Origin of the sequence: Microbacterium karelineae (assembly GCF_009745985.1) — a bacterium.
GTDB classification, from domain to species: domain Bacteria; phylum Actinomycetota; class Actinomycetes; order Actinomycetales; family Microbacteriaceae; genus Microbacterium; species Microbacterium karelineae.
Genome location: NZ_WFIX01000171.1, coordinates 1 through 14502 on the forward strand (window position 1 = coordinate 1; position 14502 = coordinate 14502).

At 65.6% G+C, this 14502-nt stretch carries 9 protein-coding genes; 5 read left to right on the top strand and 4 right to left on the bottom strand.

Annotated elements, in window-relative coordinates:
* The 3 genes from GB932_RS01490 to GB932_RS01500 form a co-directional block, all read right to left on the bottom strand.
* Window positions 1–1867: CLIPPER-2 domain-containing protein (locus GB932_RS01490; protein ID WP_197517239.1), on the bottom strand; the 1867-nt coding region annotated here is incomplete at its 3' end.
* Between the two features lie 444 nt (window positions 1868–2311).
* Window positions 2312–2959, bottom strand: a complete 648-nt coding sequence (locus GB932_RS01495) for a response regulator transcription factor (protein ID WP_156758956.1) — start codon at window positions 2957–2959, stop codon at window positions 2312–2314.
* A 105-nt stretch (window positions 2960–3064) separates the two neighbouring features.
* A complete protein-coding gene (locus GB932_RS01500) occupies window positions 3065–4606 on the bottom strand; it encodes a sugar transferase (protein ID WP_156759241.1) in 1542 nt (513 codons plus the stop codon).
* Between the two features lie 211 nt (window positions 4607–4817).
* Here GB932_RS01500 and GB932_RS01505 point away from each other — a divergent pair, with 211 nt between their 5' ends.
* The 5 genes from GB932_RS01505 to GB932_RS01525 all read left to right on the top strand — a co-directional run bounded on the left by GB932_RS01505 (window position 4818) and on the right by GB932_RS01525 (window position 11859).
* Window positions 4818–6641, top strand: a complete 1824-nt coding sequence (locus tag GB932_RS01505) for a DUF4012 domain-containing protein (protein ID WP_156758957.1) — start codon at window positions 4818–4820, stop codon at window positions 6639–6641.
* A gap of 22 nt (window positions 6642–6663) precedes the next feature.
* Window positions 6664–7764, top strand: coding sequence for a glycosyltransferase (locus GB932_RS01510; protein WP_231915952.1), 1101 nt, complete (start codon window positions 6664–6666; stop codon window positions 7762–7764).
* Window positions 7764–8816 (top strand): acyltransferase family protein, encoded by a 1053-nt coding sequence (locus GB932_RS01515; RefSeq protein WP_156758959.1) that lies wholly within the window; start codon window positions 7764–7766, stop codon window positions 8814–8816. Before GB932_RS01510 ends, GB932_RS01515 begins: the two co-directional genes overlap by 1 nt.
* The gene (locus GB932_RS01520) at window positions 8813–9787 is read left to right on the top strand and encodes a glycosyltransferase family 4 protein (RefSeq protein ID WP_156758960.1); all 975 of its coding nucleotides are present in this window, start codon (window positions 8813–8815) and stop codon (window positions 9785–9787) included. Before GB932_RS01515 ends, GB932_RS01520 begins: the two co-directional genes overlap by 4 nt.
* A gap of 134 nt (window positions 9788–9921) precedes the next feature.
* Window positions 9922–11859 carry a leucine-rich repeat protein gene (locus GB932_RS01525; RefSeq protein WP_197517240.1) on the top strand — a complete coding sequence of 646 codons (1938 nt, stop codon included), beginning with the start codon at window positions 9922–9924 and terminating at the stop codon, window positions 11857–11859.
* Between the two features lie 355 nt (window positions 11860–12214).
* Here GB932_RS01525 and GB932_RS01530 read toward each other — a convergent pair whose 3' ends face one another.
* Complete coding sequence (locus tag GB932_RS01530) at window positions 12215–14236, bottom strand: cellulase family glycosylhydrolase (protein WP_156758962.1); 2022 nt, start codon at window positions 14234–14236, stop codon at window positions 12215–12217.
* Between the last annotated feature and the right edge of the window lie 266 nt (window positions 14237–14502).

Genomic DNA, 14502 nt, shown 5'->3' on the forward strand with positions numbered 1-14502 from the left:
GCCATGCGCCATAGGCGATGTCCGAAAGACCCTCCAGCTCATCGCTGACCGACACATCGGTCAGCGTCACGTTGCCCGTGTTGGTCGCCGTGAAGGTGTACTCGATGACGTCACCTGCGGCGCCGGTGTCGCCGTCCGCGAGCGCGCCGGTCTTGACCAGCTCGATCGCCGGGTCATCCGGAAGCGTCACGTCGGCATCGTCCTCGTCGGTGACGGGAGGACCAGTCGGCGGATTTCCCGACACCGTGGCCGAGTTCTGAATGACCCGGACGTCGCGGTCGGATTCGGTGACCTGGTAGGTCGCCGTTGCCGTGACCGACTGTCCCGGCTCGAGAACGCCCGGCTCACCGGGCCACGAGTACTCCAGGGCCGAAAGGCCTGCCTTCGGGTCGTCGATCACGACGTCCGTGAGCGTCTGGCCGCCCGTGTTGGTCGCGGTGAACGTGTACTCGACGGTGTCGCCCACCTGACCGGTGGAACCGTCCTCGAGGTTCGCCGTCTTGATCAGCTCGATCGACGGCGCATCCGCGCAGTTCTCCTCCACGAGCGCGATGATGGTGTCCGCCAGCGCGCTGAAGTTGGTCAGCATGTAGTCGTCACCCTCGACAGGCCCGGAGACCTGCGAGATGTGCGAACGGAAGATGTCCAGATCCGATGTCAGGTTCTCCACCAGGCCGACACCCACGACTCGGGTGCCCTCGCCCTTCAGCGCGTTCGCCGACTCGACGGCGGCTGTCAGGGACTCAACCGTGTAGTTGTTCACCGGCGGGTTCCCCAGAGCTGTGGGGTTGCCGTCCGTGACGAACAGCAGCGCGTCATAGGCGTCAGGTGCCTCGTTGACCGCGACGAAGGCCTGATCCCAGTTCGTGTTTCCGAACGTCGAGTCTGGGCGTTCGATGCCCATCGCCCAATCGGCGACGGCCTGTACGCCGACGTCATCCAACTCGGTGAGCAGGAGCGGCGCGTTGGCGGCGCTGTCTGTCGCCGGCGCGAATGACGCGAAGTTGTGAAGGGCCAGCCTCACCGGGTAGTCGCTCAGCGCCTCGCCCAGGTATGCGACGCCATCCCGCATCGCCTGCACCTGACCATCGCCGATCGAGTTGGACAGGTCCAGGGTGATCGCAAGGTCCAGCGCGCACGTCGGAGGCAGGGGCGGGTTCGGCTCCGGGGGTGTGGTCGACTCGAACGGAGGAGTGACGAGATCGCAGTTCGCCTCGACGAGCTCGTGCAGGACGTCCGACAGCCCCTCGAAGCTGGTCGCCAGATAGTCGCTGCCTTCAGCAGGTCCTGAGATCTGCGACATGTGCTCGCGGAACTCGTCCATGTTCGAGATGTTGTCGGTGAGACCGACGCCGACGATCCGCGAGCCCGTCGCCTTGAGTGAGTTCGCCGACTCGACGGCTGCCGTGATGGTCGCGGCGTCCGTGGAGTTTCCGGGGCCCTGAACCGGGCTGCCGTACTGCGTCGGGTTGCCGTCGGTGACGAACAGGAGCGCGTCGTAGTCCTCCGGCGCGGACTCGACGGCGCTGAATGCGCGATCCCAGTTCGTTCCGCCTTGAGCAGCAGCCGGGCGCTGGATACCCTGCACCCAATCTGTGACGGTGGCGATACCGGCGTCGTCCAGAGCCGTCAGAGAGAGCGGCGCGTTGCTGCCGGCCGTCGTCGCGGGCGCATTCGACGCGAAGTTGTGCAGCGCCAGACGGACCGGGTATTCGCTCAGCGACTCGGCCAGCTCCGCAACGCCATCACGCATCTGCTGCAGCTGCGTGTCATCGACGGAGTTGGACAGATCCAGGCTCATGGCCAGATCCAGCTCGCACTGCGCGGGCATCGGCGGGTTCGAGGCCGGAGGCGTCGACGACACCACGGCGTTCGCAGCGCCTGCGACGCCGAATGTCATCAGCGAGGCGACGATCGCGGCAGCGAGAGACTTCTTCCCCCGACTGCGGACCATGCGCCTGCCTCTACCGGTCGTCACCCCCTCGGGGCGATCTGAGCCGCGAAGGCTCCTGCCGTTCTTTTCTCGCACGTGATTCCTCTCGCCTGATCACGCGACTCCCCCGAGCCTCGTGACGTCGATCGTTGCGAGGGACATGCGCGCGCCACGGGCATGACGACGCAGGGCACGCCGAACGGGTTTCATCGACGCGCCAACAGCACGCGAGATCGCCCTGACATGAGGGCAGGAGCTCGCGCGGCCCCCTCACAATCGAGCTAAGTGCGCGGCCGGCTCGACGACATCGGTCGAATGGCGTTTGACCACCATGCGTGGTCAGAACATCTCAAAATGACCACTCACGGAGGTCATGCTCTAGTGGTGTCGTGGGAGGTATCCGTCTCGAGCGGCAGCTCTGATCAGATCTTGGCGGGACGTGACTGGACGATCGACCGCGGAGTACTTCTCCCGCACTCGGTGCAGATACTTCTTCGCGGTGCCGGGCTTGACGCCGATCGACGCCGCCACGGAGTCGATCGACAGCCCGGAGGCATAGAGGACGAGCGCACGCTCTTCCTGATCGCTGAGCTTGGGTTGCTGGGGATCATGCGCGATCAGCACGGCGAGTTCCGGCGACACCCACCGTTGACCAGCGAGGACCGCACGCAATGCGGCGAGGACGGTCGCCTCGTCATCCCGCTTGCCGATCACGCCGCTGGCCCCGGCCCGGATCATCTGCCGAGCAAGCGGCGGAGATGCCAGTGCTGAGAAGAGAACGACACGTATTCCGGACGCCACCAAGCGACCCACCGTCGACGGGCACGCGTCCGGCCCTCGTTCGACCATGAGATCGAGCAGGACGAGATGCGGCCTGGATTGCCGTTCCGTCGATTCCAGCCATGTCATGAACGACGGCAGGTCCTCGCCGTCGTGCACGACGGTCATGTCCGGCTGCGCATTGACCAATCCTGTCGCATACCTGCGTTGCAGCAGGTGGTCCTCGACGATCGCGACACGATACATAAGCCCCCTTGCCTCGACAGTCGCGGCACTCGCCACGCTCCCCGCATCCCTGTTCAGCCCAGGCCGCAAGCGTAGCTCACGCGCACCGACGTGCGCCGCGCCGCCTCACCCCGTCGTATCGCCGGGCGCTAGGGCCGCCTTGAACGTCTTGAAGAGGATGACGACGTCGCTCATGACGTTCCAGTTCTCGACGTACGAGAGGTCGAGGCGCACCGTGTCGTCCCACGACAGCGACGAGCGGCCGGACACCTGCCAGAGGCCCGTGATGCCGGGCTTGACGAGGAAGCGCCGGTGCACGTGGTCGTCATACTGCTCGACCTCGCGCTGGATCGGCGGTCGCGGGCCGACGAGGCTCATGGATCCGCCGAGCACGTTGAACAGCTGCGGCAGCTCGTCGAGCGAGTACTTGCGCATGACCCGCCCCACGGGCGTCACGCGCGGGTCGTTCTTCATCTTGAACTGCACCGCGTTGCCGTGATCCTGGTCGTCGAGGAGCGAGGTGAGCATGCCTTCGGCATCGGGCACCATCGAGCGGAACTTCCACATCCGGAACTCGCGGCCGTGGCGGCCGATGCGCGCCTGCTTGTAGATGATCGGGCGGCCCGACGAGAAGACGACGAGCAGGGCGAAGACGATGAGCGCGGGGCTGAGCACGATCAGCAGGAACAGCGCTCCGAACAGGTCCATCATGCGCTTCACGAAGCGCTGTGCGGGCGAGAAGCGCGGTGTCTCCACGTGCATCAGCGGCAGCCCCGACACGGGGCGCGTGTGGATGCGCGGGCCGGCGATGTCGGTGATGCTCGGCGCGAGCACGAGGTGCTGGCGACCGGCCTCGAGCGCCCACGAGATCTGCTTGACCCGCTGCGGCCCGAGCTGGTCGGTGCTCGTGATGACGACGGTGTCGGCGCCCGTGATCTTCAGCGCGCTCTCGACGGAGTTCACGCCGCCCATGACGGGGATCTCGGCGTCATCGATGTGGCCGGTCGATCGGCCCGCGGGGATGCAGGCACCCGCGACGACGTATCCGACGCCCTTGCTGCGGCGCAGTTCGCGCACCATGTGCGCGACCGACTCCTCGGATCCGACGAGCAGCACCCGCGCGCTGTACTCGCCCTTCCGGCGCTGCCGTCGCAGCCAGACGCGCCAAAGATAGCGGCTGAGGAGCAGCAGCCCGACGCCCGCCGGCAGCGTGATGAGGAGGTATCCGCGTGAGGCCTCGACGCGCAGCAGGAACGCCGCGATCGCGATGATGCCGAACAGCATCACGCTGCTGTTGAACACCCGCTGATATTCGCCGGCCCCGACGCCGATGACACGATCGGATCGCGTGTCGGCGACTGCGAGGGCGATGAGCCAGAGCACGACGATGAGGCACGAGAGCGCGGTGTACGAGGTGATCCCCGGCCACGCGGAGACGGGCATTGCGATCTGCTTGTGGAAGCCGAGCCAGCTGAGCTGGGTTCCGAAGACGACGCCCGCGATGATGAGGAAGTCGGTGATGCGCAACGCGCGCGCGTAGCGCTGGCGCCAGTCGCGGATCCCGCGGTGCTTCGCCCCCTGCGTCGGAACGCTGCCCGTGGCGGTTCGGACGACGACGGGGAACTCGGCGGTCGATGCGCGCGCGGCTCCTGCGGTCACGGTCTCCATGATCCCGCTCACCGACTCGCCTGCGCCAGTGCCCCTCGTGATCTCGGTTGTCAACCGCCCGTCCTCCCTGCGTTACCGTGTGACGGCCCGATGCAGTGTATCGCAGGGGCGCACTGATATCTGGGCGGCCCGCGGGCAGTTCTGCCCATGGCCGCGGCGCGTCTCGCCGCGCACGCAGGGTCGGCCGAGGCTCGCCGAATAGAATGTGCGGATGCAGCAGCCCGACGAGAACGGCGCCGGCTCGAGCGCGACGAGGCCCTGGTGGCGGCGCCGTCCCCGCGCGAAGGCTGTCGCGTGGACGATCGTCGGCGTGCTCGCCTTCTGCATCGTCGTCATGGGCGTGAGCGCCGTCGTGGCGAAGCTGTCGGTCGACTCGCTGATGGCCGAATCGAGGCAGCTCGCGAAGGATCTCGGCGACGCCGAGGCGACGGCCGACCACGTCGACAGCATGATCGGATCCGCGCGGGCCGCGCACATCGCGACGAGCCACCCGGTCTGGCGCGCGACCGAGATCCTCCCCATCGTCGGCGACGATCTGCGCGCCGTGCGCCTGCTCGCGGGCGCGGCGGACGAGCTCATCGCGGACGTCGCCGCCCCGCTGCTCGAGTTCGATCTGGCGTCGGTCGGGCCCACCGACGGCGCGCTGAACGTCGACGCCGTCGCCGAGCTCGGCACGATCATCGAGGACGTCGCTCCCGTGGCAGAGGGCGTGCAGGTGCGCCTGATCGCCGAGGGCGTCGACGCGAGCACGCTGCTCGAGCCGCTCCAGGATCCCGTCACGACCGTGACCGAGGGGATCGACGGCGCGGCGCAGGTGCTGCGACGCCTCGCGATCCTCTCGCCGCAGCTGCCGACGATGCTCGGCGCCGACGAGCCGCGCGACTATCTCGTGCTGGTGCAGAATACGGCCGAGATGCGCACACTCGGAGGCAACCCGGGCAACTTCCTCATGCTCACGATCGACGACGGGCGCATGGCGATCACGAACCAGGGCAACCGGTTCAACATGAACACCCGGCGCGATGCGCCGATCGTGCCCCTCGATCCGTGGACCGAGGAGCTGTACGGGGACAAGGTCGGCAAGTTCTTCCAGGACATCACGATGACGCCCGACTTCGCACAGACCGCCCACCTCGCCCGCGCTTTCTGGTCGGAGACGCTCGGGGATCCGGGCGACGCGGTGCTCGCGATCGACCCGACCGTGCTCAGTTACCTCCTCAAGGCCACGGGCCCCGTCGAGCTACCCACAGGCGAGACCCTCAACGCGGGCAACGTTGTCGAGCAGCTCCTGAGCCGCGTGTACTGGCGCTTCCCCGGTGGTACAAACGAAGACGGGCGGAAGCAGGACGAGTTCTTCGGCCTCGCTGCCGCCACGATCTTCACCGAGGTCACGAGCGCCGAAGGCGGCCTCACCGCCCTGTTGCCGCAGCTCGCGAAGGGCTTCGAGGAGGGACGGATCCTCTATGCCGCCACCGATGCCCGCGAGGTGAAGGCGATCGACGGAACGCTTTTCCAGGGCCCCCTCTACGACGCGAGCAACGCACAGAAGACGACGATGGGCGTGTTCGTGAACGACAACACCGAGGGCAAGCTCGACTACTACACGGAGATGAGCGTCGTCGCGTCGAGCGACGTGTGCCAGGCCGACGAGGCGCCGACATTCATCGCGACCGCGACGTACGACTACAACCTGCAGCCCGAGGAGGTCGCCGACCTCCCGCAGTATGTCTCGACGGCGCGCTACTTCCCCAAGGGGGTCAAGTCGACGAACCTCGTCTTCTACGGCCCGGTCGGGAGCACCTATGTCTCGGCGACGGTCGACGGCGAGGAGTACATCCCCGTCGCCGGCACGAACGACCAGGGCCGAGCGGCCGTGAAGATCCTCATCGAGAACCAGCCCGCGACCTCACACGAGATCGAGGTGACGTTCCGTGGGGTCGAAGGAGAGCAGTATGGGCCCCTCGACGTCGCGCACACGCCGATGATCAAGGACGTCCCCGTCGAGATCGATGCCCCCGGGTGCGCCGCGCAGTGACCGCGTCTGTGAGGATGATCCCGTGAGCAGCGGCATCCTCGTGCACGAGTGGCTCGCACCGGCGGGCGGCTCAGAGAATGTGTTCGCGGCGATGGCGCGGGCGTTCCCCGACGCGGAGCGCTGGTGCCTCTGGAACGACTCGGACCGGTTCGATCCGGTGCACGAGACCTTCCTCGCCCGCACTCCCCTGCGCGGCCGCAAGGCCCTCGCGCTGCCGTTCATGCCGGTCGTGTGGCGGCGCATGCCTGCGCGTGACGCCGATTGGATCCTCACCAGCAGCCACCTCTTCGCGCACCACGCGCGCTTCGGCGGGCCGGCGCGCGACGCCCCGAAGCTCGTCTACGCCCACACACCGGCCCGCTATATCTGGGTGCCCGAGCTCGACGGCCGCGGCGGGAGTCTTCCCGCGCGACTCGCGTCCACGGCGCTCAAGCCCCTCGATCGGCGCCGTGCCCAGGAGCCCGTCGCGATCGCGGCGAACAGCCGCTTCATCGCGCAGCGCATCGCCGACACGTGGCAGCGCGAGGCGGAGGTGATCTACCCGAACGTCGACGTCGCGCGGATCTTCGCCGAGCCCGAGCTCACCGCCGCGGAGCAGCGCGACCTCGATGCCCTGCCCGATGAGTTCCTCCTCGGATTCAGCCGCTTCGTGCCGTACAAGCGCCTCGACGCCGCGATCGATGCCGGCCGAGTGTCCCGCCTGCCCGTCGTCCTCGCGGGCGGCGGCGACGGCGAGCGCGAGCTGCGCGAGTACGCCGAGCGCGTGCATCCGGGGCACGTGCACTTCGCGCTCAATCCGAGCGATGACATGCTCTCGGCGATCCTCCGCCGCGCGACGGCTCTCGTGTTCGCTCCGATCGAGGACTTCGGGATCATCCCCGTCGAGGCGATGGCGGCCGGCACCCCCGTGCTCGTGAATGCGACCGGTGGCGCGGTCGAATCGGTGATCGACGGCGTGACGGGGGCGCACGTGCACGACTGGTCGAGCGACGCGGAGCTGCGTGCCGCAGTCGAACGGGCGGCGGCCTGCGACGCAGATGCATGCCGCGATCGAGCTCGGGCATTCGGCGCCGACGTGTTCGATGCGAGGATCCGCGAGTTCGTGGCGAGGAACACGAGCTGATGACGCCCCGTCTCGCGTGGATCGACGGCGCACGGGCATTCTGCGTGCTCGCGGTGGTGACGATGCACACGGTTCTGACGGTGCAGGCGTTCGGCATCGAGATCGACGGCTGGCGGTGGCTCGTCGACGCTCTGGGCCCGTTCCGTATGTCGGCGCTGTCGCTGCTCAGCGGACTGCTGCTGTCGAATCGGATCCGTCGAGGCTGGACCGACCGGTCGGTGCGTGCGTCCGTGGCGATGTCGTGGTGGCTCTACGCCGTCTGGTTGCTGATCTTCACCATCTTCGCGATTGCCGTCGGCTCCTTCCTCTGGGCGGGGCCGCTCGGCGGCGGGTCCGCCGTCGAGTCCTGGCAGGCATTCGCGAATCAGCTGGTTCTGCCCCGCACGATCCTCTGGTACGTCCTCGCCCTCGCGGTGTGGACTGCTCTTCTGACCACGCTTCGGCGCGTCGACCCCGCCCTGGTGCTCGTCGTCCTCGCCGTGCTCTCGGTCGCGAGCTTCTCGCTCCCCGTGCTCGACGGATCCGACCAGTATCGGAACATCTGCCGGTACGCACTGTTCTTCGCGGTGGGCGTGTACGGATCCGCGTGGATGCGAGGGGAGCTGTCGCGGCGGCCCGCATCCGTCCTGCTCGCCGCATCGGCCGGGTTCGCCGCGTGCGCGGCCGTCGTCGTGTTCGGCGCCAACACGCACGTCGAGCATGTGCTGTCGGCTCCACGGGATCTTGCGGGCGCGGGCGTCGTGCTGGCCTGCGCGGTGTTCGTCGCTCGGATTCCGCTGGTGGGACGCGGCCTCGCGTGGGTGGGGCGCCGCACGCTCCCCATCTACGTGATGCACGGCCTGCTGCTCGAGGTGATGATCCTCTTCCCAGGCTGGTGGGTGCCGTCGCTTCAGAAGAGCGATGCGCTGAGCATCGTCTCCCCTGCTCTGATCATGTTCGCGATCGCGGCAGCCACGATCGCGATTCACGAATTCGCGACCCGCACGCCGATTCGCGTGCTGTTCGCGCTCCCGGCGCCGTGGCGCCGCCGGATCCTGAAGGAGGCTCCATGACCAGCGTCTGGGTCGACGATCGCTGGCGTGGTCAGCACGGTATCGGGCGATACGCGAGCGAGGTGCTCAGCAGGCTCACCGTCGGCTGGAAGCCGCTCGAACTCGCGGGGTCTCCCGCGTCGCCCGCCGGTGCGTTCGCGCGGGTGCCCGCGGGGCTCGTGTACTCCCCCGGCTACAACGCCTTCCGCCGTGCCGAGCGCCAGGTGCTCACCCTGCACGACCTCATCCACCTTCAGACGCCGTGGCCGGGCAGGGCGAAGTACCTCGCCTACTACAACGCGATCGTGCGCCCCGTCGTGCGCCGGGCGGGGGTCGTGATCACGGTCTCGGAGACGTCTCGCCGCGCGATCGCGGAGTGGCTCGGCGATCCGTCGGTCGAGATCGTGAACGCGGGGCTCGGATCCTCCCCCGCCTTCCGCGCGGACGTGACGCCAGCGGAATCGACGGATCCGTACCTCATGTACGTCGGCAATCTTCGCGCGCACAAGAACGTGGACGTCGTGCTCGATGCGCTGTCGCGGGTTCCCGACGCGCATCTGCGGATGCTGATCCCATCCCGGGAGCACGAGGAGGCTCGGCGGCGTTTCGCGGCGCGCGGCATCGGCGATCGGGTGACTCTGCTCTCCGGGCTCACGGACGACGAGCTCGCGTCGCAGTACCGCGGCGCGGCCGCGACTGTGATGCCGTCGACGCTGGAGGGCTTCGGCCTCCCGGCGCTCGAGAGCATCATGACGGGGACGCCGGTGCTGTACTGGGCGGGGTGCGCAGCGGTCGCCGAGACGGTGGTGCTGCGAGAGACGGCGTTTGACAGCGCCGATGACGCCGAGGAGTGGGCGGACGGCATCACGGATGCGCTCGCATTGGCACGCCAGGTCGAACCGCCGATCCGTACCTACGATTGGGACACGACCGCGGTGCGGGTTGACGAGGTGCTCTCCCGCGCAACCGGGGACCCCGCGGATCGCGAATAGTCTCGATTCCTCGATCGAACGCGCCTATGGCCCCAGCTTCGACACCCCTGGTTGTACTCAACGTCGTTGCGTATGCTCAGGACTCACACAAGTCAGAGTCGGACGTATTCGAGAGGGAGGGCGTCTTCGTGTCCATGAGGACGACAAACACACGCAAGGCCGCAGGCTCGATCTCCGTCCTTGCGCTCGCGACAGGAACGACGCTGCTCTTGTCGTTCCCGAGCCAGGCCGCGACCGAAGGCGACTTCAGCTACTCGGTCTCAGACGGAACAGCCACAGTCACGGGATACACGGGAGCCGCAACGGCCATCGATGTGCCGAGCACGGTGGGCGATGCCGACTATCCGGTAACCGCAATTGGTGAGGGAGCCTTCTACAATCGTGATCTAGTCTCTGCGACAGTTCCCGACAGCGTCACGACGATCGGGGATGGTGCGTTCGCAAACAACGAACTAACGTCCTTCTCGATCCCTGACACCATGACCACAATCGGACTTGATGCATTCCACAACAACCATCTAGTCGATCTCAACATTCCTGATTCCGTCTCGAGTATCGGCTGGGGATCGTTCGGATCCAATCACCTCTCCTCCATCGACATCGGCGCTGGGCTCACGACGATTTCAGGCGGCACATTCGCAAACAATCGATTGAGATCCATAACAATTCCCGACAACGTCGACATCATCGAAGAGTACGCATTCGAGTCGAATGAACTCACATCGGTCGTAATTGGCGCGAGCGTAACTGAGATTGGCATAGCCGCTTTCGGCCAAAACTCCTCACTCACGACTGCGACGTTCACCGGCCCGGCACCGGCGATGGCAATGGACCCTCGAGACGGGACAGCCCCTTTCGGCCCCCCGTACCCGGAATTCACGGTGTGGTATCCAGCTGAGCATGGGAGCAACCATGTCGACGATGGCTACACGTCCCCTGAATGGCAAGGATACCCCTCGGAACCGTATGCCGCACAGGTGACTGCAACCACACAGACAGCGGAGACGCCGTACGGCACACCAGCCCGGCTGAAGGTTGCCGTTGCAGATCGCGTTGGGCCCGTACACGACGGCGAAATCCAGGTCATCGACAACGACGGCGTCCCCCTCGGAGATGCTGTCGCACTGAGCGAGGACGGCCGCACTACCATCTCGGTCGTTGGGCTTCCGATCGGCATCCATAACGTCAGCGTGCAGTATACGACCCCAGAAGGTGTAGCCACAGCCACTTCGTCCTCGGTCCCGATAGATGTCGTTGCCGCAACCACCACGACGGACATCTCAATACGACCTACATCGCCCGTGACCGGCCAGAAGTTCGACATCGTCGTCGAGGTCGCTGCCGATGCACCGAGCATAGTCACGCCCCATGGTGACGTGACGGTCAGGGTCGACAGGGAGGAACAGACAGGTCCGCTCAATGCAGACGGCGTCGTGACGTTCTCCTTCGACGGACGTACCGCTGGAGTCCACGCTGTACGCGCCCGATACGCTGCGCCCCCCGAGTTCTCCTCCTCGGAAGCTGAGTTCGAGGGAGTGATCGCTGCTGCCGAGACCGCAGTATCAATCAACACCCCAGAGAGAAGCACATTCGGCGAGCCTTTCTCCACAACGGGCACGGTCGTCGTCATCGAACCGGGCGCTGGGTCCCCGCACGGTGTAGCAGTCCTCGAGACCCGGCTCGTCGGCGCTGGGATGTACACAGCCCAAGGGACACCCGAACGGCCAGACAAATTCGGGAACGTTCAGTTCCGCGTCACAGGTCTCGACAGGGGGACCTATGATCTCCGCGTCGTCTATCGCGGTGATGGTAACTTCGCGAGTTCAGAATCGACAACCGTCACGCATGTCGTGGAGCCCCAGGATGATCAAGGTTTGACTCCGATACCAACTCCGGAGCCCGGAGCAGACGGCATCCCCGAGCCAAGAAGTGCCCCTGGTCCCGACGAACCTGACTCACTCGCCGCAACTGGCACCGACCGGCAGGCAATTGCAATCGTCTCCGTTGTCGGCATCACAATGGGTATCGCAGGGGCTGTCCTTGCAGTTCGGCACAGGCAAGAAGCCAGGTGAGGTCCGCGGCGCCTACCTGCGCGACGATGTGCGACCGCGAGATCACGTTCATCCCACGATCAAACACAACGCTGTTGCTGACGCAAGAACAATCTTGGCGAGCACATCGTTAATCTCAATCAAACTTTCGCATTCGATCATTCGAAGCACCTCCCTCAATTTTCCATGGTTGGGAGCACGCTCGTGACCCAAGATCGTGCACACAATGGGCACATAATCTACTCATCACGCTTGAGGATATAGAGCCTGGCCGACCCTCGCGATAAACGGTCAATTGAGAAGAAATATCGCACGACTGGTCGCTCCCCTTGACGAATCGCGCTCCGCAGATCTCTCGCGGTGTCGCTTACTGCCGTCACTCGCGACCGTTCTGCGCCGAGATCGCCGCCACGAGGCCATGAGATGCATGTGACGCGACAGTAACTCGCCGAGCTTCACGCTTGTCCAGATTCTGAGCCCCGTGACCGCGCGAACTGGATGACGTCGGCCGCTGTTCGACCGGGAGCTTCGATCGAGAATGTCGTCGACGGGTCACGAACGCGCGTGATATCGAGATGACGGCTGTCAGCACAAGGAAGATGACGGCGACGCCCCCGACCACCCCCACAGGGACTGACCGATCAACGAAAGACGCTACGGTCGTGAGAACACCTCGACCCCCCGGAGCTTCGCGACGAAGATAATGGGTCGCACTAGGATCGTAGGTGACGTCTCGACGGACAACCTGATGATCGAAGGTGACGGCATCCGACCCTAACCTGCCCAAGCGCGACACACTCATCGGCTCGCTGTCTCGAGTCTCACCGACGCGATAATATCGGGCGAAATCCGACATCGGATTCTCGGCCCGACTGTAGGTACTGAGGCCATCACCAGTGAACCGCACCGTTGCCGCAGGTGCGCCGCTCACAGCAGATCTCACGTCGAGGACGAGCAACGCTGGATTGACGATCACGGCGCCGGGGATGTCCACGTGGCCGAACGGGTTGCTGGACGGCACAGTGACGAGCCGCGCATAGACTGACGAATCCAATGACGAATACGTGAGCGCATCTTCCAACCCATACACTCGACCACGAACCTCGATGCGACGCAACTTATTCTCCGCAAACGCATCGGGAGCGACGGTGGTTGCGTTCGCCCGCCGGAGATACCCACGTATGAACAGCCCAGTCGGTGTGAGATGACCAGCCTGCCAGCCTCCATCGTCACCCGCCCTCGGTGTGACCACGGTGTTCGGCGTCGATGTGCGAGACACCGACCACATGATCGAACTGATTCCGCGGGCGTCAAGGAAGTCCGTCCAGATTCGCGCCTGCGTCTCGTTCATTCTGCCGCGACCGCTGTAGTCTCCGACGCCCCACTCGGAGACGAACATCGGCAGGCCATCCTCATATGCGGCAGCGACGCGCGCGCGGACATAGGACTGCCCACCGCCATCTGCATAAAAGTGAAGTGCATATGCGATGTTCGACAGGTCGAGCGGATCATCTGCCGCAATGTCGACATGACCTGAGTAATTCGGAGTGCCGACGATAATGAGGGAATCCGGAGAGTTCTCCCTGATCACTCGCGTCATCTGAGATGCATAGCGCTTCACGACCGACCAGCTTGTCCCTTCACGCGGCTCGTTGTAGACCTCGTAGATCACGTTCTGCACATCCGCGTAGTCGGACGAGAATCGGTCGAAGAACTCCCGCGCCTCCGTCACATGCTTCTGAGCCTCATGTGAATGCCAGTCGACGACGACGTACACGCCTCGCTCGATCGCCTGGTCGACAACCGCCGCGACGCGCGCATAGTTCGCTTCTGGGTCATCGAGGTACCCGCCTTCAGCCTCCACGTTCGCTGGCGCGCGAATGACGCTGACTTCGAACTCATCGACGAGTTCGTCCACGACGCCCGGCGTGAAGAAGGAGCCTCCCCAATTGCTATGGAACAAGCTGATGCCCCGCAGCTGAACGTCCTGGCCGTCAGCGTCGACGATGGATCGCCCTGAAACGCTCAGTCCGCCATGCTCATCGACGGGCCTGGCTGTCGACGGGTTACCCAAAGTCACGGCAGTGAGGCCATTGCCTCTGAATGCACCCGAACCGATCTCGCCCACCGATGGCGGAATCACGACCGACGACAGGCCGGCACCAGCGAACGCACTATCGCTGATCGCTCTCACGCGCTCGCCGCGAATCACGTCCGGAATGACGAGGTCCGCGCCGTCGGCCCCACCACTGTAGCCCGTGATGGCGACACCCCCGGAGGAGAGCGCCATCGTCGTGTAGGTCGATGCCTCGTCCTCCGCTGCCGCTCCTGACGCTGTGAGCGCGCTGGTCAACGCCACCGTGGCGGCGACGAGCGCGAAAGCAGTGCGTCCGAACATAGCCTCGTTCGAAAGAAGCGGACAGGAACACGTCTACGGTATGAGATCGAGTCCGGGATCCACCGGCGGACCCGCCGCGCCGTGCGTGTCGGCCAACTGGAATCACCCCGTTCTCGGATGCATCCTGTACAGCGTGTTGCAGAGAGCGGTCCGACTCGCCTGATACTCCGCTCGTCCCGCGGCAAGTCCGGCGTTCGACGCCGAAGGAGGAGCGGATCGCTCCGCTCCTCCTTCGTTGCGCATGCCGCGACTGGCGCGACTCGGCG

Bases quoted from the DNA above. Each gene is read 5' to 3' on its own strand.
- GB932_RS01495 (WP_156758956.1), bottom strand. From the start codon at position 2,959: ATGTATCGTGTCGCGATCGTCGAGGACCACCTGCTGCAACGCAGGTAT.
- GB932_RS01500 (WP_156759241.1), bottom strand. From the start codon at position 4,606: ATGGAGACCGTGACCGCAGGAGCCGCGCGCGCATCGACCGCCGAGTTC.
- GB932_RS01505 (WP_156758957.1), top strand. From the start codon at position 4,818: ATGCAGCAGCCCGACGAGAACGGCGCCGGCTCGAGCGCGACGAGGCCC.
- GB932_RS01515 (WP_156758959.1), top strand. From the start codon at position 7,764: ATGACGCCCCGTCTCGCGTGGATCGACGGCGCACGGGCATTCTGCGTG.
- GB932_RS01520 (WP_156758960.1), top strand. From the start codon at position 8,813: ATGACCAGCGTCTGGGTCGACGATCGCTGGCGTGGTCAGCACGGTATC.
- GB932_RS01525 (WP_197517240.1), top strand. From the start codon at position 9,922: ATGAGGACGACAAACACACGCAAGGCCGCAGGCTCGATCTCCGTCCTT.
- GB932_RS01530 (WP_156758962.1), bottom strand. From the start codon at position 14,236: ATGTTCGGACGCACTGCTTTCGCGCTCGTCGCCGCCACGGTGGCGTTG.